The 23,801-nt window shown below is 46.2% G+C and carries 14 protein-coding genes; all 14 read right to left on the bottom strand.

The window, feature by feature from the left end:
* Positions 1-3: 3 nt before the first annotated feature.
* A complete protein-coding gene (locus A3CY_RS23455) occupies positions 4-1,065 on the bottom strand; it encodes a TlpA disulfide reductase family protein (RefSeq protein ID WP_018338531.1) in 1,062 nt (353 codons plus the stop codon).
* A gap of 19 nt (positions 1,066-1,084) precedes the next feature.
* A complete protein-coding gene (locus A3CY_RS0113865) occupies positions 1,085-3,055 on the bottom strand; it encodes an FG-GAP repeat domain-containing protein (RefSeq protein WP_018338530.1) in 1,971 nt (656 codons plus the stop codon).
* 5 nt (positions 3,056-3,060) lie between these two features.
* Positions 3,061-4,941 carry an FG-GAP-like repeat-containing protein gene (locus A3CY_RS0113860; RefSeq protein WP_020518689.1) on the bottom strand — a complete coding sequence of 627 codons (1,881 nt, stop codon included), beginning with the start codon at positions 4,939-4,941 and terminating at the stop codon, positions 3,061-3,063.
* 25 nt (positions 4,942-4,966) lie between these two features.
* Positions 4,967-6,001 carry a TlpA disulfide reductase family protein gene (locus A3CY_RS22130; RefSeq protein WP_018338529.1) on the bottom strand — a complete coding sequence of 345 codons (1,035 nt, stop codon included), beginning with the start codon at positions 5,999-6,001 and terminating at the stop codon, positions 4,967-4,969.
* A gap of 99 nt (positions 6,002-6,100) precedes the next feature.
* Positions 6,101-7,687 (bottom strand): PKD-like family lipoprotein, encoded by a 1,587-nt coding sequence (locus A3CY_RS0113850; protein ID WP_018338528.1) that lies wholly within the window; start codon positions 7,685-7,687, stop codon positions 6,101-6,103.
* A gap of 12 nt (positions 7,688-7,699) precedes the next feature.
* Entirely contained in the window at positions 7,700-8,389 is a 690-nt protein-coding gene (locus A3CY_RS0113845; RefSeq protein WP_081619469.1) for a DUF4843 domain-containing protein, read from the bottom strand.
* 19 nt (positions 8,390-8,408) lie between these two features.
* Positions 8,409-9,923: a RagB/SusD family nutrient uptake outer membrane protein gene (locus A3CY_RS0113840; RefSeq protein WP_169503660.1), complete on the bottom strand. Its 1,515-nt coding sequence runs from the start codon at positions 9,921-9,923 to the stop codon at positions 8,409-8,411.
* An 18-nt stretch (positions 9,924-9,941) separates the two neighbouring features.
* Entirely contained in the window at positions 9,942-13,322 is a 3,381-nt protein-coding gene (locus A3CY_RS0113835) for a SusC/RagA family TonB-linked outer membrane protein (RefSeq protein WP_051082730.1), read from the bottom strand.
* 167 nt (positions 13,323-13,489) lie between these two features.
* Positions 13,490-14,626 (bottom strand): FecR family protein, encoded by a 1,137-nt coding sequence (locus tag A3CY_RS0113830; protein WP_018338524.1) that lies wholly within the window; start codon positions 14,624-14,626, stop codon positions 13,490-13,492.
* A 59-nt stretch (positions 14,627-14,685) separates the two neighbouring features.
* A complete protein-coding gene (locus A3CY_RS0113825; RefSeq protein WP_018338523.1) occupies positions 14,686-15,261 on the bottom strand; it encodes an RNA polymerase sigma factor in 576 nt (191 codons plus the stop codon).
* A 218-nt stretch (positions 15,262-15,479) separates the two neighbouring features.
* Positions 15,480-16,967: a DUF4998 domain-containing protein gene (locus A3CY_RS0113820; protein ID WP_018338522.1), complete on the bottom strand. Its 1,488-nt coding sequence runs from the start codon at positions 16,965-16,967 to the stop codon at positions 15,480-15,482.
* Between the two features lie 9 nt (positions 16,968-16,976).
* Positions 16,977-18,323 (bottom strand): DUF4959 domain-containing protein, encoded by a 1,347-nt coding sequence (locus A3CY_RS0113815; protein ID WP_018338521.1) that lies wholly within the window; start codon positions 18,321-18,323, stop codon positions 16,977-16,979.
* Positions 18,324-18,343: 20 nt separating this feature from the next.
* Positions 18,344-20,296, bottom strand: coding sequence for a RagB/SusD family nutrient uptake outer membrane protein (locus tag A3CY_RS0113810; protein WP_026207669.1), 1,953 nt, complete (start codon positions 20,294-20,296; stop codon positions 18,344-18,346).
* Positions 20,297-20,315: 19 nt separating this feature from the next.
* On the bottom strand, positions 20,316-23,732 hold the full coding sequence (locus tag A3CY_RS0113805; RefSeq protein WP_018338519.1) for a TonB-dependent receptor: 3,417 nt from the start codon (positions 23,730-23,732) through the stop codon (positions 20,316-20,318).
* Positions 23,733-23,801: the final 69 nt, after the last annotated feature.

The raw sequence follows: 23,801 nt of genomic DNA, 5'->3' as shown, positions 1-23,801 counted from the left end.
CATTTACTTTCCACAAATTTCCGCCACTTTGGCACGAAGCGCCTCTCCACGCAAGTTTTTCGCCACGATACGTCCCTCACCATCCACCAAAAGGAGATAAGGGATACCGCTAAAATCATACAGCTTTGTCATCGGCGTGTCCCATCCTTTCAAATCGGACACTTGTCCCCATTCGATCCCGTCATCCTTAATCGCTTTCTTCCAAGCGTCCAATTTATTGTCCAAAGATATACCCAACACGTCAAACCCTTTGTCCTTGTAATCCGCATATATTGCTTTCACGTTTTTACCCTCCGCACGGCACGGTCCGCACCAGGAAGCCCAGAAATCAAGCAACACCAGTTTCTTTCCTTTCACGTATTCGTGCATGGATAACGGTTTGCCCTCCGGCGTGTTCAACGTGAAATCAGGTGCCACCGCTCCCTGTTCCAAGGTCATATAACGTTTCATGGTTTCCCGCAATTTCATCCCCATGACAGACTGCTTCAACTCGGGGGAGATTTTTTCCAACACTTCCTTGGCTTTCTCCAACACACGGGGATAACGATCCGCGAATGAACCATATTTCCACAACGCATACACGGATGCCATATCATGCCGTTCCGCAACCGCCAACAATTTCGCAACCACAAGGGAATCGACCTCGTTTCCCGATACAGAATTCTTCCCAAGAAGAATATCGTTCACCTCCCGCATCACAGCATCCGTGGGATTCCCCGTCACGGAACACTCGATAAAGGTTGTGTTGAACACATTATAGGTTTCGTTCGTCAATTTGACATACGTGTCACAATAATCCAGGTAAAGCAACACGCACTCGGGGCGCCCCTCTTTGCCCAACCGGTAAAGCAGCACCTCCTGGGGTTGAAGCCCACCGAGCGCAAACGAGAATTTTCCATCCTTCACGACAACGGAGTCACAAGGAGTATCGCTCCCCGCCACCAAATACAATTTCTCGCCGTTTCTCCCGGAAGGACACTCCCCCTTTAAAGTCATCCTTTTATCTTGTGCCACTAGGGATAACCCGACACACACCAGCAACACGAATAATCCTATTTTTTTCATCTTTTTCTATTTTATCAAATTAAAAAATAATTTCTACAATCTGTTCCTCTTCCACAGGAGGCAAGCAAATCTGCGAACTGCACGTTTGAAACACGACTTTCACCACCATTTTCGCCTTTTCCGCCTTTGTTCCCTCTTTCACTTTAAAGGTCTGTTTAAAACTGAACGTTTCCGCCCCATTCGCATCCTTCTCCCCCGTATAGGTCACCCGGATGCCCTCCTGCACCTTCGGCTCCCGCAAATCACCCTGTTTCACCAAAAGATTTTCCGGGTACTCGAACGTGATTGACACGGGTACCTGATCGCTATTCACCCGACTATGATTATAAACGTGATAACCGGCAAGCACTTTAAACTTCACTTCCACCTCGAATTCCGTTTTTCCTCTCGGCACCCTTACCGGATATTTCAACACATAATCCACGGGACGATGTGCCGAAACCACGGGTTGGCGCCCCTCCTTTTCTTTCTGCATAAACTGCTTCATCTCTTCTTCGCTTTTGAAATTATAGGTATCGTTCATGTGTTCCTTGTCGAAAAAGAATTCGCGGGTAACCGCTTTTTCCCGTTTGGCAACCGCCTTCTCCGGGTTCTTTTTCCCGTACAGCACGATCGGGTAACCGCGATGGCGCAGCGTGATATACCGCATATCATTCAACTTACCGATAAAATATTCTTTCATGTATGGTTCCTCCATCTTTGCCTTCAAGGTATCCAGGCTACCATAAAATTTCAGTGACGCACCAGCATCTTTACCCGGGAAATTCAATCCCAACTCCCCGAGCCAATTCCAATTCACCTCATTCGCCGCCTGGTATCCTCCCTCGAAAGCCCCTTCCACGGGATTAAACGTGGCAACGGACAACCCTAACAAAATATCCTCCACGCCATCGCCGTTATAATCGGCAACGGTCAGCATCGGTGCGCACCCCGGCAGTGCCTTGCTCCCGTCCTCGCTGGTAAACAACGGCACCGCGTGCTCGAAACGCAAACCGTCGTCCGTCTGCACTCCCCGGAAGAAATAAATCGCCTCGCTGCCTTTGCCGGTATAACCGTCGTGGACAAGCAAATCCAACACCCCATCATGATCCCAATCGTAAGGGGAAATATAGGAGTGACTATCTCCCCCGCACACGCGCGCCGCAACCACGTCCTTCCCCGTTGCCACCACCACTTCCGGATCCCGGCGGATATGCAAAATGGTACCATCCACGTGGAAAAGATACTCGCGCAATCCCAGCACCGGATGCTCCTTGGTTCCCTTATTCAAAGCGACCCGGAATCCGCCGCTCCCGGCAACAAACAAATCCAACAGGCCGTCCCCGTTAAAATCGGCGAAGCGAGCCGTGGTAAAATTCCAATAAGTATTGGATGCAGGCGACCAACTCATGATTCCTTGGTAACATCCTCCCTCCTCGTATCCCTCCTGTTCGATGAACTGCCGGGGGAGAAATCCTTTCGCACTGCCCCGCCACCAGGAAATTTTCCCGGGATTGTACTGCCCGGAAATGATGTCATCATACCCGTCGCCATCGATATCCACCACTTGCGGATGGGTGCCGATGCAACACCATTGATGGCAAGTCAACGTGTCCCCGGCAATATCCGTGGCGTAAAACCACTCCCCGGTATATTTCGGTTTTTGGTTGGTGCCCTTGTTCAGGTACACCTTGATATTCGACTCCTTCTGCCCGGTTTCAAACTCCCCCATGAGCAAATCCAATTTGCCGTCGCCATCCCAATCGAACAACGCGGGATACCCCAACCCGTGCTTTTCCGTGCGGATCTCGTATCTTGTACCGTCAATCCGCTCCGGCTGGCTTAACAGGTTTCCTCCCGGGATAGAAGTGAAAACCAGCTTTTTAAACTCCGGAAACTCCTTCGTGCGCTTCCCGTTCATGCTATAATCCAACTCTCTTTTTTCCTGCGCTAGGCCCATAGAAACGGCACCCAAGAGCGCTATCATAACAAACAATATTTCTCTTTTCATCTCCCTTATTTTTTATCCAAATTCAATTCCACCATTTCTTCCTTCTCGACGACAGGCAGACACGTTTCGTCGCTACAAGTCTGGTAGGTCACCTTCACCTTGACTTCCACTTTGCCCGTCATGCCGGGAGCCGCTTTTACCCGCCGGGTAAAAGTCAGAATCTTCCCGTCATACACTTCATTTGCCCCGTGCAACTTCACCGGGGGCAACTTCATCTCCCCCACCTCGCTCATCCCCTCGGGCAAGGTAATCTCAATGGATACCGGCACTTGATTCGCGTTGATCTTGTTCTTCGTGTACAAGTGGTAAGAACCTATCGTTTCAAAACGAACCGTGATCTCAAAATCTTCCCCGTTATATATCTTCCTGCCCCGCACGAAACAAGACACCGCCTCCTTTTTCTCCACCTCTTGCCTGTACTCTTTTTTCGCAGGTTTGTCATACTCGAATTCCCGCCGCCCGGCTTTCATCGGCACAGCTACCGCCTTTTGCCTGTTCTCCTTACCGGGGAACACGAACACGTATCCCCGGTGCCGTAACGTCAAATATTTCCAATCATCGAGTTTTCCGATAAGTGACTCTTTACGTAACATTCCCTTATCTAATTGTTCTTGCCAAACATTCATATTTTCATAATGCTGCAACGACTCGCCCGTGTCTTTACCGGGAGAAGCCAAATCCAAATCGCCGGTATAACGCCAGTAAAGTTCTGCGGCCCCCTCGAAACCGTTAAGCGTGGGTATCGAGAGTCCCATGAGGACATCCAGCACGCCATCCCCGTTGTAATCGACCACCTGGATGTGCGGCGTGCAACCGGGCAATGCCTTGCTCCCATCCGTTGCCAAAAATAACGGACGGGCATGCTCGAAACGCAAACCGTCATCCGTCATCACGCCCCGCAAGAAATAGATACCCAACTCCCCTTCACGCATGTACTCGTCCGTGGCGATGATATCCAGCACCCCGTCACCGTCCCAGTCCACCGGATTCAAATAACAGTGTGCCGTCATGGAACAAGCATCCTCGGCGTGAAAATCTTTCCCGGTTTCCACCTTTACCTCCGGATTCCGCCGCGTATGCAGGATCGTGCCATCCACGTGATAAAGGAATTCCCGCCGCCCGAAACGCGGTTCCGTCTTCGTCCCCGTGTTTCGTGCCACCCGGTAGCCTCCACAACCACCCACGAACAAATCCAATAAGCCGTCGCCGTCGAAATCAGCCAAACGGGCGGACGAGTAATTCCAATACCACCAGGATTCCACAGACCAAGCCGGCTCGGACATGCCGAACTCCTTCCCGTCCTGATACCCCAATTGCGGGATCGGACGTCCCGGTTCAAAACCTTTCTCGCCGCCGCGCCACCACGTCACCACTCCCGGGTAATATTGCCCGGAAAACAGATCGGGATAACCGTCACCGTCAACATCCACGACTTGCGGGTGGATCCCGATACAACACCACTGGTAATTGGAAATCACGTCACCGTTCACGTCCGTGGCATAAAACCACGTCCCCGTGAATTTCGGTTTCTTTTTCGTCCCGATGTTCAGGTACACTTTAATCCGCGACTGCCCCGTGAGGAACTCCCCGACCAGCAGGTCCGGTTTGCCGTCCCGGTTCCAATCGAACAGCGTGGGGTAAGCCAACCCATGCTCCTCCATGCGGATCTCCCGCATCGTACCATCCACCCGCACCGGCCCGCTCAACACGGGAGCCCCGGGTATCGGAGTAAAATAAAGTTCCTTCATCTCGGGAAAATTCGTTGTCCGCACGTCCAATAACGTGCTGTCATGCGGCAACGGGAGTTTCAAATCCGGCAACTTCTGGGCGGACAACGACAAACCACCCCATGCCAAAACGGCAATGAATAACAATCTCTTTTTCATACAGCAATTTTTTACATCCGACACATCATTCAAACAAACTTTCCACCACCTTGTTCAAATCCCTATGCAGTTCCAAGCTGGTTGCCAATATCTTGCAAGAACCGTCCACCAACACCAAATTAGGAATACCTGAAAAATTATAGAGTTTAGGCATATCCCCTTTCCACCCTTTCAATTCCGACACGTGCACCCACGGGAGTCTATCTTCCTTGATCGCCTTTAGCCATGCCTCTTTATCGTCATCCAAGGATACCCCGAGTACATCAAATCCCTTTTCATGAAATTTATCGTACAGCGCCAACACCACAGGATTCTTTGCACGGCACGGCGCACAAAAAGATGCCCAAAAATCAATCAACACAACCTTTTTCCCTTTCACGTACTCGGAAAGCGACACCGGTTTCCCCTCGGGCGTGTCCAACGTGAAATCCGGAGCGACAGCCCCCTTTGTCAGTGGTAATAGCTTTTCCATCGCGGAGTACATCCGTTTCCCCACGGCACTCTGTTTCACCGCCTCCGGCAAGTTGTTCATGTACCCGTTCAACTCATCGAAGGTCATGAATTCCACGCATACCGGAGCAAATTTCCATAATATGAAAGCAGACGCCAGATCTCCGCGGGAAGCCACCTCCCGACACTTTCTCGTCGTGGTTTCACTCCACACATCCCTTAACGTACTCAACACCGCATCCCACATGGCAGCCCCCACCGGATTTCCTTCTATCCGACAGTTGATCCAGGCGTAATTGCCCGTTTCTTCTACCCCGTCTTCCAATTTCAAATAGGTGTGGCAACTATCCAAATAAACCAGTAATCCCTCATCCTTTCCATTGTTCACTCGCCATAACCTGTATTCATCCGGTTCCAGACCCTCCAAATTAAACTCGAATTTTCCGTTCTTCACCTCAACCGAATCCACCCATTCACCCTTTGCCAAATATAACATCTGTCCTTTCCCTGCAGAAAGCCATTCGCCCGAAAGGGTCATCTCTTTTTCATTTGTTTTACAAGAGAATACAATCCAAAACAAGATGGTCAAAATAAATAATTTCCTAATCATTTTCGTGTAATTTTTAAATAACAACCATCATACCCATAATCGCAAGAATCATGAGAAACAACAATTTATGCACGGGGTGCGTGATGCACCCCGTACATTTTAGTACCCTTTAATCTCTACCTTGTAAATCCGGTCAAAACCTTCATACTTGCCCAATAGTGATTTCACTTTTCCGGAATTCGGCTCCAACTCCAGACTGTACAGTTTCCCTGAACCGGAGGTCCCTCCATACGTCCCGACTACCATCACCACGTTGTTCATGTAATACGTATTACCCCCGGTAGCTTTCGGTTTCAGGATTTTCATCAAGGTAATATCCCCCTCGAATTCAACCTGGGAATTATTCTCAAAAACTAACTCCGCGGGAGTAATTTGATTTCCTTCATCCAGTGCGAAATGATAAACACCCCGGGAAGTGGCATAATATCCCATGTTAATCTGGTTATCCCCAAATGCCCAATCCACCACATTCCCGCTGTTCACGTCTGCGATACGGGACAAATCGTACTTGTACTTAGGGAAAAGCCTCATATTTTCAGCAGTTGGATTCATTTCCGCAATAAAACAGGAACCGTCGCCTTTACTCTTCATCACGGCAACCATCCCGTATTTACCCCCCGTTTCCCAATGAAGCAGATCGGCATCCATCTTACCGGGATTGAACGGGATTTGGATCCCCGGTTCATTCAAATCCATCAATGCAAAACCTGAAAAATTAAAACTCTGACGCACGGAAACGAAACCGTTCTTCACCTTGTCAAACAAAATAGCCTGCCCAATATTTCCTCTCAGATCAAACATTTGAGGCAAAAACTCAAATCCATATTCGTTGCTATTTTCATCGTATTCATATATAGGAACAGCCACCCGGAATTTACTTGCCTGTCTCCAGAATATATCTTTACCATCAAAAATATACAAGTTAGTACTTCCCAATAGGTCTATTCCCATCGGTACTCCCGCATTTAATCCTCCAAGAAACATATCATTCCAGTCTCCTTTCTTCACCATCGTTTTGCTATCCGCTACAGCCGAACCACTTTCTGTCAACGCGACAACAACAATATTTTCCGAAATCGGAGAACCCCAACTCTCCAGGTAAGTTTGATAAAGTCCGGTACCCACGCCGGGGATTTTCTCCTCCCCGTTTTTTGAAGAATAGTAATCCGTCACTGTCGTACACCGGAAATCTGCCGATGGTTTCTGCAATTGGAATTCGGGTGCCTCAATCACGCCAATATCTGAAGCCATTCCGTCACCGTGAAGCACCATCAGCCCGAGCATAGAAGGGGACATCCTCACCGCCACGTCCACCACGTTGGAATAAAAATGGCGTTCATTGCTCAACTGCGTCACATTCAAACGCATCTTGTACGTCTTCTCTTTATTCAACACGGCATCCTCCCACTTGTAATCCAAATCCCGTCCTTGTGCCACGGAAACAAACGGATCATACCACGCGGTATCCATCTGCACCTCCCAGTCATATTGCAAATCGGCATCGGGAATCGAAGTCTTCACCTCCGAAGTCAGCCGCAAAACGTCGCCATACATCAAACTATGCGGACCTTCCTCCTTGATCGCCACCTGCAATTCGTCCAAGTCCCGGTAATCGTAATTTCCTTTGTCATCGTAGCAGCCGCACCACGCCATTGCCACGAGAAATATCCAATATAATTTTTTCATAATCCCCTGTTTTTACTCTGTCCAAAAATCAAACTCGATGACATGTTCATCTTCCTCACGGTATTTGACGTTATTGTCTTTACAATACCTGTTCAATTTGTAAATCAACACTTGGATATCATCATCCCCCCAACGGTATCCGCCGGCATCCAATGTCTCGAAAGCCCCTTCCACTTGCATGATCACCCACATTTTCTTATCGGAATAATATCCCAAATTATATTCTGCTTCCCGATTCCACCAACTAGGTTTAGTCAACTTATTCGAAATAACCAAAGCATTCTGCAAGTTCTCTTCCAATCCCACTTCAAAATCTTCAGATGGACAGATTCTAAACCCGATCGTGTCCGGCGCATTCCCCAAATTCTCGGTCTTGTGCACGGTCACCCGTAACACGCCCGCAGTCTGATTAGCCGGTATCACCGCCGAGATTTCATATCGGGACATCTCATTTCTGCTTCCCAAATCCTCTACCTTCACCACACGCTCGACATTTTCCATCGCACCCGCCATAGAAATGGCGATCTCCACCGTGTGCTCCTCGGTACCCTCCGGCAAAGAATAAAACGAAAATATAGTTGTGTCATTCGCCCCCGTGAACCACACGCGAGGTTTCACGCTCCACGTGTCGATTTCACTCTTTGAACATGCTGCCGCTCCCAACAAGAGCAACACAGCGAAATAGGTTACCTTTTTCATCATACATCATTTTTAATTTAAATTACTCGCGTCCGGCATTGGCCTGTTCCGAATCCGGAATTTCAAACGTGAAGAACTTGGCATCGGTCATATTAGGCGAGAAGTCCATCTTCTGCAAACGCTTGTAGTAATACCACAATTGTCCCTCCCCGATAAACTCTTTCTTGTACTCTTTCCATATCTCCTCGTCCAACTTTTCCCGCGACATCCCGCGATCCAAAGCGTAAGAAATCAACCCGCGATGTGAGCGGACCTGGTCAAGGTACTCCACCCCATCCTTGGGAGTCAACGCACACTCTGCCGCAATGTAATACATCTCGGACAGACGGATCAACGGCAAACGCTCCTGGAAATACCGCCCGCACAGAGAGTGCTGGTAAAACTTGGCTACCAAGAAATTACTACGGTAAGGCGTGAAACCATACTGGTAACGATAATCGGCAGTATAACTCTCGTACAGGCTTAACCGCTCGTCACTCGTGAGTTCTATTACATCATAAGATTGGCTCAACCCGACAGCCCCGTCATAGATATAGGTATCCATCAATTTCTCCAAATCCGTCACATTTAACGCAAAAATATGCTCCGTCGCGAACGTCCTATCCTGTCGATGCCTGGAATACGCGCTCGTGGAAGTAGAAGTTATTCCGGTCAAATCGCTTTGCTGCACCCAAGGGAACGTGCTTTCCTGCGCGGCAATCACCTCCCGCGCACAAGCCAACGCATTGGTTTTATCCCCTTTCCAAAGGTAAACCCGTGCCATCGTGGCAACAACGGCATAATAATTAAAGCGGAAGCGACGGTTATGCCACATGGAAATATTTTTTGCACTGGCAAGATACTCCCCGGAGGGCAAGGAAGCCAGACAAGCCGCCGGGGTAACTCCCAAACGCATGGGATCATTCACCATCAACTCCTTCGCTTGCTTTAATTCCTCCAACATGATCTCGATGATGTCCGCCTGCTTGAACAGGGGCGTCACCACGGGAGCCAACGTTGTCACATAAGGGATGGACTCTTTGTCCTTTCCCGTGACGTATGCCTCGGCAAACAAACGCAACAGGTCGAAGTGCAAATAAGCCCTTAAACCCAACGCCTCGCCCTTGATCAAATTATAGTTATCCCCGGAAAAAACGCCTTGCTTGTCGTCGATCGTGTTCAACAATGAATTCAAATTGGCAATCTGAGCGTAAAGACCGTTCCACATTTTCTCTATATACGGCTTGCAGTAATTCTGCGTATATTCATCTTCCGGATTCTTCGCATAATCATACTGGTACCAGGCAATGTGACTAAACATCTGGATATTATAATATCCTGCCAGCATATCCACGATATTGAACGTCAATTCCCTCCCGTAAAGCGAGCCGTCGCACATCTTGGCGTAAACGCCCGTCAACGCCTCGGCATAACCGAGTTCGGAGTTAAACAACTCGTTGCGGTCCACCTGGTTGGAAGCATCCACGTCCAACCAATCCTCGCAGGCTGTCATCGCAAACAACAGCACCGCCAATCCTAATATTTTTATCTTTTTCATATTCATCCTATTTTTCGATTAAAATGTTGCCTGCAACGAAAACGAGAAATTCCGGGCGAAAGGATAAGAAGTTCCCCGCTCTATATCGACACTGGACACGCGCAACAACTCGTTCATGTAGAAAGAGAGCTTCAACCGTTGCAAAGCCACTTTTTTCAACCATGCCGCCCCGGCGAAATCATACCCCACGTTCACGGTTGATATGTACAGTTCATTGTTCTTCTGCACGAAACGGGAGGTCGGCCTCGTCATCTCCGCCAAATCAGAACTCACGTTATCATTCATAAAATATACCTTTTTATACGGGGCAACATCTCCTGGTTTTTGCCAAGCTTTCCACAAACGGCGATCCAAATTTTCACGACCGGTCACATTTTCTACGCGGGCGATCAATGTTGAATTGTAGAGATCGCCTCCCAACTTGTAGCTGCAAGCCACCGAAAACGTGAAGCCTTTATACCCGGCGTTAATCCCGAACGACCCGCGCAATTTCGGAGTGGTATTGCCTACGACCACCTGCTCGGCAGCACTCCAAGTGAAAGTGCTCTTCCCGTCCTTCGTCAAGAACATTTCGTTCCCCGTAGCGGGATCGACACCCAACGAACGCATCCCCCAGATGGCATCCATGGAAACGCCCTCGTAATAAAGGGTGGCGGGCTTGGTCAGTTTATTGATATACTTTTTAGCAATTTCCGATGTCATCTGCCCATCATTCCAATCATATCCCTCGCCAAGCGAAGCATTTTGCTCCTCGTTGCTATTCTTGAAGATGTCGTATATCTTCTTGATTTTATTTTTGTTGTGCAATGCCGTTGCGGTAAACGTCACGTAAGCCCGCTGGCTGTCATTCCGCCACGGGGTTACGGAAAGCGCCACCTCGTACCCCTTGTTCTCGATAACGCCCAAATTCTCTTTGTAATTGTCAAAACCGGTAGAAGCGGGCAGCGACACGTCCGACAGCAAATTATCCGTCTTCTGGATATAATATTCCGCACGCAACGTCAAGAAATGTTTAATGGCAATATCCGTCCCGAAATTGTAGTCCAACACCCGTTGCCACTTCAACTTGGTATTAGCAAGAGCCACCAACTGGGCACCAATCATGTCGCCATACGAGTAATCGTAATACTCGTACCGGAAACGGGCCTGGGCGGGATCCACGTTCTGCGTTCCCGTGTACCCCACGGAAGCACGCAACTTGAAATTCGTGAGCCAGTCGTTTCCGCTCAGGAAGTTCTCGTGATGGAGGTTCCAACCGATACCCAACGACCAGAAAGTACCCCACCGGTTATCGCTCCCGTAAACGGAAGAGGCACTTTGGCGTATCGAGGCATCAAAAAGATAACGGTCAGCATAAGAATAATTGAACGCCCCGATGATGCCGATTTCCCTTGTTTTGGCACTGCTCCCCGAGGGTTTCCCGGACGTTTCATACTTCGTGGCGAAGAAAATATCATCCATGTTGTCATTACCGAAACCTTCGCCGACAGCCGTGAACGAGCGATTATTATTCGAGGAAAGATTCCAGGTCAGGTTGGCAAAAAGGAAATGCTCGCCAAAAGATTTATTGAAATTCAACCCCGCCTGCACGTCTATTGTTTCAGAGGCGCCGTCCGTCTTGGTATATTGCCCCTTACGGTCACTCATGCCATTTTCATCGTAGTGAACAAATTTCGTGTGGCTTTTCGGGTAATAGACGTCCGAGCCGTTTTCCTGCCGGGTATAAGAAAAAGAACCTCTTAATCGGAAGGCATCGCTAATATTCCAATCCACGGAAAAATTATCGCGAATCTCCGTGTACGCCGATTCGTTCTTCGTGTTCAGCGTGGCATTGTACAAGGGATTGTGCACTTCCGTGTTACCACTACCATCAGATGGTCCGATATGAACGGTAAACACCCGATTGAGATTCCCATCATTGTCGTATGGCGCCCAGTAGGGATTCAAGGAAGTGTACTCGTCAAACGAACCGTAAGGAGAGTTTTTCGACCAGTTGCGGGTAAACTCTATCGTATTCCTGAATAACAAATTCTTGTAGGTATAGGACAACGTGGTATTCGCGTTCAACGTGTTACGTCCCGACTCCTTCATGACCCCGGCGACACTGTTGTAAGATACCCCGAACTGGTAACGCATCCGTTCGTCCCCGCCTTCCAGCGTCAACGAATGCTTGTGACTGAATCCCACGCGCAACGGCTTGGATAACCAATACGTGTCCACCCCTCTCTGTATATCGTCATATACCTTTTTATAAGATTCATACGCCGTAATAAATCCCAGATGCGTATTAGGACTGTACATCCCGATCCCAACCTCGAAGTCCAATTTCTCTTGGGCATCCATCAAGTCGTAACCGGTCAAATCCGGAGCCTCGATGCCAAAATCGCCCGAGTAATACACCCGCAATTCTCCCATCTGCGGACGCACCGTCTCGATGACCACGACCCCGTTTCCGGCTTTGGAACCGTAAATCGCTTTGGCAGCGGCATCTTTCAGCAGCGTAACGCTCGCCACCCGATTCATATCCAAATCGAATACTTTCTCGATGGTCGTTTCAAAACCATCCAAGATAAACAACGGTTGATTCGGGTTCCCCTCGTAATCCCCCCGCACGCTGGAAAAAGAGGTCTGCCCCCGCAATTGCACATCCGGCAAACGGTTAGGATCGCTACCGAATTCCAAATTCTCCATGATCTGGAACGCAGGATCCAAATTCTTCAAACTCTTGATCAGGTTCTGATTGCCGGCACGCAAGATATCTTCCCGTTTAAACGTGGCTGCCGACCCCGTGAAACTTTCTGCCTTACGGGTAAACATACCTGTCACGACAACTTCATCCAAACTCTCGATATCCTCTTCCAACACCACCCGAAGCGTATCGCTCTTCTCCGTGAAGGGCACCGTTTTACCCTTGAATCCCACGAAAGAAAATTCTAAAGCCCCCTCTTTCATGGGCAATGTCATCTGAAAGAATCCCTCATTGTCCGTAATGGTTCCAAGAGTAGTTCCTGCCACCTTGACCGTCACCCCGGGCATCGACACTTTCTTCGTGTCATACACGAATCCTTTCACTCGCACCGATTTTTTCTCCGGCTCGGATTGCCGCACCTTTATCACGATAATTTCTCCCATGAAAGTGTACGTCAACCTCGAATTTTCCAAAATCCGATCCAAAACGTTTTTCACCGTTTCATTTTCCACGTTCACGGATACCAAACCTAATATCTCCGCCTGTTCCCGGTTGACCATAAAATTCAAGTTCGTTTGTTCTTGAATTTTATCCAATACCGTTTTTAACGTCACGTTTTCCAAATTCAGGCTGACTCGCTCCTGCTGCGCTTTCGTGGTCGCCGAAAGCCCGAAAGAAAAAACGCAAATTAGAAGAATGCTCAATTTCATAACACGTTCAAATTTTCGCCAACGAAATCTTCCGACTCGATGGTCTTCTCGTTTTTTTTGCATACTTTTGTTATTAAATAGTTTATAATAGCAACAGGTCCTTGTTGACGCAATACCGGTTGCGATGAATTATGATCGATCGGAAGGTGCTGTCACACCTTCCTTTTTTAATTTACAATGATTCTATTCTTCACGATATCAAATTTTATCCCGGTAGATTCCGTCACCGTGGCTAAAATCTTACGCACATCCTCGTAACGCTTCAGGAAACCCGAGAAATGTAACTCTTTTCCCCGGTCGGAAACGTAAACCACCTCCATGTCATACCAACGGGATAATTCACCCATGATGTCCTCCAGCGTCTTGTCATTAAAATAGAACACACCTTCCCGCCAAGCCGTGTATTGACGTACATCGACCTCCCGCACACGAATCTCCCCGTCCGCCCGGTTATATTCTGCCAACTGCCCCGGTTGTACCCATACCTCCCGGGAAGACGCCAACGACTGCATCCCGATGCTTCCTTCCTCCAGCACGGTCTGCACGGTTTTCATCCCGTGGGTATTCACGTTAAACGAGGTGCCATACACCCGCACCTGGACATTATCCGCCACCACGTAAAATGGAATCTCTTCATTCTTGGCAACCTCGAACCACGCTTCCCCTTTCAAATAAACCCTCCGTTCATCTCCCGCGAAAGCCAAAGGATATCTCAACTCGCTATCAGCATTCAAGTGCACGACGGAGCCATCAGACAACTCTACCCGGAACTCACCTCCCCGGGGCACAAACAAGGTGTTGTACAAATCTTCCCGCTTACCAGAGGTTTCCGCTTCTTCCGGCGTGTAAGCGATCACGCCTCCTTTCACTTCAATCGCCTTATCCTTCTCCTGCAACCGCATAGTGTCCCTTCCGCCCAAAGCCACACGCTCTCCCCCGCTCAATTGCAGGATCACCTGTTGATTTCCACGAACCCCGTAAACAATAGGTATTTGCTCTGCCACCTGTCGTGATTCCCCCCAAAACAACCACACACCACACATCACGAGCAACAAGCTACACGCCACGGCACATACCCGTCCAATCACACGCCTCCGCTTTTTCGCCAGAACCTGGCGGAAAGCCTTATTCCCGTCGTACTTGCCACGCCTCCGAATCTCCTCCTCGAACACACGGGGAGTAGTCAACTCCCGAACAATCCTATCTTCATTTTCTCGCTCTTGCCCCTCGTCCTCCCTTGAAAGCCGATTCGCCATATTCACCACCGTCCGCCGGGCAAGATCATCTATGTCTTTCCAATCCATGGTTTAGATTTTAAATTCACATATAAACGCAAAAATTGAAAAAACGGGTGACAAGATTTTCAAGAAAATTGATTTTTAGGAAAAATCATCGTCAACAAGAAATGTAACTTATTGGCATCAAAATGTTCTCGGATATACTGGTAAGCCCGTTTTTTTTGAGTTTTCACCGAATTTTCACTCACGGAAAGCATCGAGGCAATATCTTGCACTTTATGTCCTTGCAAAGTAAATAATAAAATATCCCGTTGCTGCCCCGGCAACTGATTGAGTATTTCGTAAAAATAAGTAATCACTTCCTCGCGCAAAGCCAAAGCCTGGGCCGCTTCCTCCTCATCCTCAAGTAACCGACTTCCATCTTGCAAACGTTCCAAAGATACCCGTTCCCTCAAAACACTCACGGCTGCATGGTAGACACTCTTGTAAAGCCAAGCGGACAACGCTTTCATGTCAGAAAAAGTCACGCCAGTATTCCACACCTTAATCAAACACTCCTGAACAATATCTTCTGCAATTCCACTATCGTTCAATAATTTTTCGACATAACCGCATAATGAAGCATAGTAATGATCGTAGAGCTTTTTCAAAGCTCTATCATTTTTCTTATTGACCCCCTCAATAAACTCCAATGCATTCATATGCCCACGAACTATTTACACTTGAAATTCGAAACAAAGATAATTTGTTTTCAATAAATACCTATCAGGACGAAATAACTTTGCACAAGTTATCGAAGAAAAATGTGATATTTGTCACAAATAATGGACATAACATGTAATTTCATAAAATAACCAGTCCCGGGAGGAAATTTCCCGGGACCAATTATACTCGTTTATTTACTATTCTCCAATCTCAACTAAAACACCCGTATTTTACCCAGGGATACGGTATGATAATTACCCAAATACACCTGGTCTCTAACAACAAATTTCAAATAACGGCCGTGCAAGGGAGTTGGAAATGTTATGAGCGTACTTTCCCCAACCGTATTTCCCAAAGTATTCTCGATTACATGAGTCGCATCTTTCCAAGTTTCACCATTTTCAGACACTTTAATCTGAATCATCTTGGCTATACATTTCCTGTATGCCGAAACGACAGACGATTTTTGGGTAACCAGCACACCATTCATAAATTGATCCTTTTGCATATCCACAACCATCTCGTAAGTATAAGCATTGGAATGTCGTGTCGGTTGCCATCCACTTGTGGAATTTTCATTAAATATAACCTCAAATCCCAACCCGTATTCTTCATTCGAACAAGAATATGTCCAATTTTCACTACTGAAGAAAGACAAGTCGCCAGGGAGCGTTGGATTAGGCATATCTTCCACAAAAGAAAATTCTCCCGCCGGGAAATAATGATCGTTATAATGCTTCACGTTCAAGTTATTTATCTTACAAGCAACATCTAAAGCGAACGCACTGATATCCCAATCAGTAACTTTACTTGCATCTTTATTCTCGCTCAAATCCTTTTCAGCCAAATAACGATTTTTGCCCAAAAACAATGTTCTCAAATTCGGGAAATTCAAGATATCCTCAAACGAATCTATATCATAATCAATTTCCAATTCCGTTTGGGCATTCACGAACGCTTCCGTGATTTCCGACTGTCCGTATTTTTCCCGCAATACTTTTTTAAATTCGGGTGTATAAACGTGATAATCACGTGCCAATTCGTAAGGATTAAAAACGATCAAATCCGAACATCCGCTTAATCTCCCGCTACGGTCTATCGTCACTTTCGTTCCCGGATCTATCTCATCCGGAACCAAATAGTATTTATTATCAGTAACAAATACGCTATCTAATTCCACGACCTTACGTGCTCCTCCCGAGTAATAATTCAAACTGGCGGTTTCAACATCACTCTGCCATTCACTAAAAACAATTGCCAAACGATTCTTCACGTAGAAATACTTATTAAACATACGCGTGAAAGAAAGTATGCTCTCGTGCTCAAGCGTATAAGGACGTTTAGAATCCAAAACAGGCAACGAACAATTCCCGTCTTTATCCACGCTACGCACGGCAACCTCATACGTCGCATTCTCCAAATTCCGTATATTACACTCCGTGGATCCTTTTTCCAACAAAGAATCTCTCGTGACCCCATCCAAAGTCCAACTCACCTTGATTTTATCGATTGCCGGATCAACATGGTTCGTCCACGTTACAATCAATCGCTGCCAACCGGGGGTAACAGACAAGTTGTCACATTTTCCCAAGTAACGAATCGTCCCTTCTCCGGCATAGTCTTTATACGTATCTTCCAAACTTTCACATCCCCCCAAAATGAACAGGGAAGCAAAAAAACATAAATATCTTTTCAATTTCATAACACGACCTTATTTTGCTGTATAAATTTCCAATTCATGAATAGTCACATGTTTGTTATAATTCGAACCTGCCATGGGATTTTCATACCCTCTCGGGTTAAAAAACACTTCGTTCACCACGAATTTCAAATAACGGTATTTATTCCCGGTAGCCGGACAACTCAATCTCATGTAGCACGGTTCTGCAAAAGAAAGGGCATCCCAACTTAGTATTTCATACTGAGCATCCCCATCATTGCAACGTTTACACCATCTCTTTTCATTATCAACCTTCCGGTCTTGCTCAAAATTCACTATTTCTTCCCACGAAGCATCATCATTCATATCGTTAGAACCATACACGGTTACACTACTTGGCAATTTAGATGCATAACAACTCGTCCAAATTTCCCCGTATTTTGGAGTGTCATAGTAATCATTAGGCCCAAAAGGGAAAGAATATCTCACGAACAACATGGCATAAAGCCTAAATTCAGCGGGAAGCTTCTGTTCCTTCATATCAATAATAAATAATGGCTTGCCAAGGCAATTCGCTTTAGATAAATAAGTACAGAAATTATCAAACCCGTCCCAACCGAAGCACGCTTCCCCTTTCAAATCACCATCAAACAAATACGATTTACCTAACTTGTACTCGGGATCTTCATAAGAAAGATTCTTAGGATCATGAAAATCGAAATCAGCAGGATCCAATTTTTCTATTTTCAAAGGTTCGACATTCGACCAAATTTTCTCTTTCACCATATATCCCCGAAAATCTTCCGTACGCACGACCACATCATAAGAAGGACGAACTTGCTGTGGAGTTATTTGTAAAGAACCTTCCCCTTTAGCCAAAACAAAACTATTGATCAACAACGTATCCGGTTGCTTACTCAGGGGATCTTCCCCGACATAAAACACGTGCGCCATCCCTTTTGACTCCTCTGTAATATTATAGTCAAGGCGAATACTCCCCCAAACAGGATAAACTTCCAAATGATCAAAAAACGATACGGGTCCGGAATCTCTCGTGTCAAAGGTCACTTCCACGGGTTCCGACTCTAAATCGTCATTATTACAAAGTGTAACTTGGGCAGGCACGCCCTTTTGCGCTTCATTAAAACCCAATAAAACCAAAGAATCGCAAGCATAACTCCCGGAGCAAATCATCGACTTGCCGAAAGCATCTTTGTAACGCACGCGAATATAAAGGATATCCCCGTCGGAAGGTAACTTGTAATGCATAACAGATCCCCCCGGGATAGGAGTAAAAGACAAATTTTCAGCCGGCATCGAGATTTCAAAATAAGAGTCATCATCTTGACAACCGTAAAACGCCCAAAGAGCCAACAATATATATATTAACTTTTTCATATTTCTTTATTTTTACACGTTTACCAATTGGGATTCTGTTCGCAACCCGAAATAAGAATCTCCTCGCTACGTATCGGGAAAAGATAATCTCTCGGGGAGATAAATTGCCTCTTGGACCACACGACCACAGGTCCATCGAAATTATTATAGAATTGTCTCGGGGTCTTCCCGGTAACAAGCCAACCGTAAAGATCCGAGTTCAACTCCTCGGCTGCCGTCAACCAACGCCGCAAATTCCAGAAACGCCTGCCTTCAAAAGCAAACTCCACGTTCCACTCCTGCCGAATAATCTGCCGCATTCCTTCCTTTGTCCTTACCTTTCCCGGGTTGGTGGAATAATTCTGCCATGCGTACTCCACGTCAGGAATCCCGGCTCTCTCACGCACGGCATTCAACGGGTCGTACACGTGTTCCTTATCGGGCACATCCAGATACTCGTTCCAAGCTTCCGCTTTCATCAAATACAAGTCTGCCAAACGAATCAACACGCAAGCCTCTTCATTCGAGAATGTATTTTTATAATCTACATTGCTTTGAGTGGAACGAGAACCTTTTTTCATATAATACCCCGTCAAATTCTGAGGTTGCGAATTAGATATTTGCGTGTACAATGTACCGAAACGCTCACCTTGGTAAGCTCTCACAAGATCATTCTTCTCATCTATCGAATTCCCTCTCTGAAAATAACAACGGTCTGCCGCAATATGCGCGTAAAAACGAGGTTCCCGGCGAAGATGCAGGCGTAACACACTATCCGCATCAAGCAAAACGACATTTTTATATTTTGTATCCGTCTCTTTTCCGATTTGATACCGGGAAGTATAATCCCATTCACGGTCTTCATTTATAGGCAATCCGTGTTCCGTGTAATACATCTCGACCATTTTAATACTTGGAGCAATACACCCAAGAAGATCCTCATTATAATCCGTTGTACCACTTCTGAAATAAGGACGAGTCCATCTTGTCCAAGAGGTCAAGGAACGGTCTTCATACTGAATCATAAAAATGGCTTCACTACTTTCAAAATTTCTTGCTAAAGACGACTCCTCAATATCCGACATGATCGTACGTAAATCTCGGGTATCTTCAGCTCCCCCCTCCGTTCTACTCGATACAAGTGTCTTGCCGTTTTCCAAACAAAGCATCAAAGCCGTATCGATAGCCTCTGCCGCCCGTTTCCATCTTTCCCGGTCTGGAGTTTGGTTGAAAAAATTTTCCCCCGTCTTACTCGTGAAATTCGCGAAAGCCGGATTCCCGTTGAACAAAGGGGATGCCGCGTAAAACAACGTCATCGCTTTAAGTGCTGCCGCCGACTCCAAACTGTGATACGCCCAACGGCTTACCGATTTTTGGTTCATCGGGGGCAAATCTTTCATCGCTTCATCCAACAAAGAAACAATCGCTTCAACACAAATATCAAACGGCTTGCGAGGCTGTTTCATCTCGCTAATACCTGCATTTGTAGCTATATTCTCCGGCACCAAAATAATAGGACCATAACGACGGAGCAATTCGAAATAATAATGAGCTTTAAGCGCTTTTATCTCTGCAGCCCACAACACTTTTTCCTGCTCTTCCATATTATACACATCGCCTATTTTCTCCAAAAAAGTATTGCAATAACGAATCGCGTTATAAGCCGCATCCTTTCGCCAAATATTCCCGTAAGGATCCGCCGTCATCTGCAAACCGTCCGCAATGTAAAAACCCGCCCAAGCATACGAAAATTGCTGCCGAAGAAAATTTCCTGCGACCACCTCATCCGCTCCGGTATACGACGGGTCAGAAATAATAGAAGCGGTGTAAGGCATCAAAAAAGTATGGCAAAACTTAAACCAATCTTCCGCTTGATCCCGTTTTTCAAAAATAGTTTCAATCGTTTCTATATCATTATCAGGAACGACATCCAAGTAATTACACCCGGGGAAAAGCAGGGTCAATATCAATAATAACGAACTAAAATGTTTCATAATAATCATAGCATTAAAATTAGAAACTAAAATTCAAGCCGACCGTGTAGGTCTTTTGAATCGGATAATTAAAACCATTTTCACCCAACTCTACATCCCATATTTTGAAATTGGAAATCAAAAACGGATTATTGGCACGCACAAAAAATTTCATATTCTGCAATTTCCAACGTTCCATCAGTTTCCGCGGCATATTGTACGCCAATTCCAGCGAAGTACAACGCAAAAACCGGCATTCCCGCATAAAATAAGTACTCTTGCGCACTTCTGACGCTTTACTATTATACCAATTTTCCTCCGGATTATGCTGTATCAAATTATAAGTCGACAAACGAGGCCAAAATGGCTTTTTAACCATATTATCTTCCGACCAATGGTCTTTATAAATCGCTGTCAACATGGCATGGTCATCGACAAACGGGGACAATTTTTCCGGGTTCATGAAAAACGAGCGTTTACCGGAACCTTGAAACGCAAAACTAAACTCAAAATTCTTATAATTGATAAATCCCTGGAATCCATATATTAACCGGGGAGTTTCCGGAAAGCCTATAAACGTGGCATCATTCACATCAATATATCCATCCCCGTTTATATCCCGATAGCGAATATCCCCAGGCATCACATCACCACTCTGTTTGGGTGAATTATCAATCTCCGCCTGATCTTGAAATACCCCTTCCGCAATATACCCTATCGCTTGGGAAATCTCTTTTCCGACCTTCCTTTGCCAGGCAGGTTTGTCACTGGCTTCTTCGATAGCTTTATATACCACTTTGTTATACGTTAACGTTCCATTCAAAATTATCCAAAAATCAGGACTGAAAGCATGTTGTATCTTTCCCGAAAAATCAATCCCCCGCGAACGGGATTTACCGATATTATCCAATTGGGAAAACTCTATACCCATATTCGCCGGTACATTCGTACGATATCCGATAATATTATGCCGAATCTCCTGATAAGCATCTAATGTAAACTCCACAAGACCTTTGAACAACTTCGTTTCAATACCCAAATTTACTTGTTCCGCAATTTCCCATTTAATTTTCTCGTTAGCATAATACAAAACTTTTCTCGCCACCAACTGGCCACTACCCGTACCGGATTCCGGATCCTTGTATCCCATTTGTCCCACGATATTGGGCAAATAAACAAAACGAGGTGAGGACACGATACCATCATTACCGACCTGCCCGTAAGATGCCCTGAACTTCAAAAAATCCAACCATTTAGAAGTCGATGCCATAAACGGCTCGCTCGTTACAACCCATGCAATTCCTCCCGCGGGGAAAAAACCCATTTGGTTATCCTTGGCAAAACGTTCCGATCCGTTATACCCGAAACTGCCTTCAACGAAATAACGATCCTTGAACCCGTAACTGCCACGCATCGAAAACGTCAAATTACGCTGAGGCATCCCGTCCAACACTTTTTCTATCGGCGTATACGTGTATTCCGAAGCTTGAAAAACTGCCGTTAACGAAGTCTGATGCTCTTTCCAAGCAGCAGTGTGCAACAAACGAGCTTCATACGTCACTCGCGTATTGGTCGTCGAAACCCTTGCATCTGGATCAATCATTAAAGCCCGGTAATCCGTTGTTGATAAATTCTGTAGCGTATGCTTCCCCGTTTCAAAATCGTAATTAAGCAATGAATATTTAGCAGGCATCGTCCTAAAACCTGTCGTGTAATAACCGGACTGCGTCACCGACACACTTGCCCTCGCTTCCAGCCCCTTCACGATACTGCCAAGATTATGAATATACTCCGCCCTGTTGGTGGTAGAATAACGAGTCCTTTCCAAATATCCCCGATGCAATTGCATATAAGGATTTATTTGACTGGATGACTCTGTTGCCCCGAAACGAAGATGAGGCCAATTGTAAGTATCGTCCCCAGGATAAAGCGGGGCAAAATCCACGGGAGATGCGTTAAACGCCAACGAATAGGCTTGTGTCACACTCTCTAACGGGCCATGATACTTATCTATCGTTGTGGATGAATTGATCACCAATTTTATACCAGCCTTCAAATCTATATTTAAATTAGCCCGGAACGAAGTTTGATTATTCGTGATATTACAATCAAAATCATTCAACTTATCAGTTTTCAACATACCCATATCACGATTGTAATTCACAGAAGCATAATATTGAATCACTTTACCACCACCGCGAATATTCACGCCTAAATGATGGTTCGTATTATAATCCTTAAACATGATCTTATACCAATCGTTAGACGGGTATACCCAAGACGGATATTTCCCAGAGGCAGTACGGTTTATTCGTTCCACGCTATATTTCGGGGTCGCTAACGGATCGCGGGCAAGCAAAGCTTGATTATACATCTTCATATAATTAATAGGATCCACGACATCCAGTTCTTTGGTCGGCATCGAAAATACCGCCTCGTAACGGGCCGTGGCATACACGCTTCCCTCCTGTCCTTTTTTCGTGGTCACCAAAATAACCCCATTTGCGCCACGGGCGCCATACATGGCCGTGGCAGAAGCATCCTTCATCACGCTGAAAGATTCGATATCCTCCGGGGCAATACGCGCCAAATCCAACTTGGAAGATTCCACCCCATCCAACAGAATCAACGGGTCTATATTTGCCCCCGTTTGGAAAGACGTGATACCACGAATGTAAAACTTGGTATTCATCTCTTCCTCTGTCAACGCCGCTGGAAGCCCACTGGTTTGCCAACCGATCATTCCGGCAATTTTACCGGCAAAACTTGAAGTCAAGTCACTATTTGAAGATTTCAAATCCATCGGGCGTACCGTCGTGATTGCCGATACCACGCTCTCTTTTTTCTGTGTACCGAACGCCACGACCACCGTTTCCTCCAATTCCTGGCTATCTTCTTTCATGGTAATCCGAAGCGTATCTTTCGCCGTTCTCTCGAAGAAATCAACCGTTTCTCTTTTAAAACCGATAAAAGAAAATTCCAATGTCCCTGTTAGCATCGGCAACTCCAAAGCAAACCACCCATCCTCGTTCGTCGAGGTACCCAGCGCAAGACCAGACACTTTCACCGTCACTCCCGGCAAAGGTTGCTTCTTCGTGTCATGCACGAATCCCTTCAACCGAATCGTTTTCTTCTCCGGTTCTTCAGTCTTTGTTTGCAATGTCTTTATCAACACGACACCATCTTCCAATCTCCAGGTCAAACCCGTACCATGCAACAATTGATCCATTACTTCTTTCACCCCTGCGTCTTTCACCTTCAAATCCCGCTTTCCACACTTTTCCAGATCCTCCCCTCTATACAAAAAACGATAATCAAAAGTCTTACGTAACTCTTGAATAATCTCCAACATCGAACGCTGTTTCAAATCCAAGGTTACTTTAGTATTCTGAGAAAACCCATTGGCATTCGCAACAAACATCGTTAGTAACAACAAATAGATACTCAATCTCATCATCTTACAAATTTTTAACACGCACCTTCCTCGAAGGCATGCATACATTCGCTTTTTTTTCATAGTTTTGTT

The organism is Butyricimonas synergistica DSM 23225 (genome assembly GCF_000379665.1).
GTDB classification, from domain to species: Bacteria; Bacteroidota; Bacteroidia; order Bacteroidales; family Marinifilaceae; genus Butyricimonas; species Butyricimonas synergistica.
The sequence above is the reverse complement of the archived record's forward strand: the minus strand, read 5'-3'. Positions and strand labels throughout refer to the sequence as shown.

What these genes read in the sequence shown, in the direction of transcription:
- A3CY_RS23455 (WP_018338531.1), bottom strand. Translation starts at nt 1,065, where the DNA reads ATGAAAAAAATAGGATTATTCGTGTTGCTGGTGTGTGTCGGGTTATCC.
- A3CY_RS0113865 (WP_018338530.1), bottom strand. Translation starts at nt 3,055, where the DNA reads ATGAAAAGAGAAATATTGTTTGTTATGATAGCGCTCTTGGGTGCCGTT.
- A3CY_RS0113860 (WP_020518689.1), bottom strand. Translation starts at nt 4,941, where the DNA reads ATGAAAAAGAGATTGTTATTCATTGCCGTTTTGGCATGGGGTGGTTTG.
- A3CY_RS22130 (WP_018338529.1), bottom strand. Translation starts at nt 6,001, where the DNA reads ATGATTAGGAAATTATTTATTTTGACCATCTTGTTTTGGATTGTATTC.
- A3CY_RS0113850 (WP_018338528.1), bottom strand. Translation starts at nt 7,687, where the DNA reads ATGAAAAAATTATATTGGATATTTCTCGTGGCAATGGCGTGGTGCGGC.
- A3CY_RS0113845 (WP_081619469.1), bottom strand. Translation starts at nt 8,389, where the DNA reads ATGATGAAAAAGGTAACCTATTTCGCTGTGTTGCTCTTGTTGGGAGCG.
- A3CY_RS0113840 (WP_169503660.1), bottom strand. Translation starts at nt 9,923, where the DNA reads ATGAAAAAGATAAAAATATTAGGATTGGCGGTGCTGTTGTTTGCGATG.
- A3CY_RS0113835 (WP_051082730.1), bottom strand. Translation starts at nt 13,322, where the DNA reads ATGAAATTGAGCATTCTTCTAATTTGCGTTTTTTCTTTCGGGCTTTCG.
- A3CY_RS0113830 (WP_018338524.1), bottom strand. Translation starts at nt 14,626, where the DNA reads ATGGATTGGAAAGACATAGATGATCTTGCCCGGCGGACGGTGGTGAAT.
- A3CY_RS0113825 (WP_018338523.1), bottom strand. Translation starts at nt 15,261, where the DNA reads ATGAATGCATTGGAGTTTATTGAGGGGGTCAATAAGAAAAATGATAGA.
- A3CY_RS0113820 (WP_018338522.1), bottom strand. Translation starts at nt 16,967, where the DNA reads ATGAAATTGAAAAGATATTTATGTTTTTTTGCTTCCCTGTTCATTTTG.
- A3CY_RS0113815 (WP_018338521.1), bottom strand. Translation starts at nt 18,323, where the DNA reads ATGAAAAAGTTAATATATATATTGTTGGCTCTTTGGGCGTTTTACGGT.
- A3CY_RS0113810 (WP_026207669.1), bottom strand. Translation starts at nt 20,296, where the DNA reads ATGAAACATTTTAGTTCGTTATTATTGATATTGACCCTGCTTTTCCCC.
- A3CY_RS0113805 (WP_018338519.1), bottom strand. Translation starts at nt 23,732, where the DNA reads ATGATGAGATTGAGTATCTATTTGTTGTTACTAACGATGTTTGTTGCG.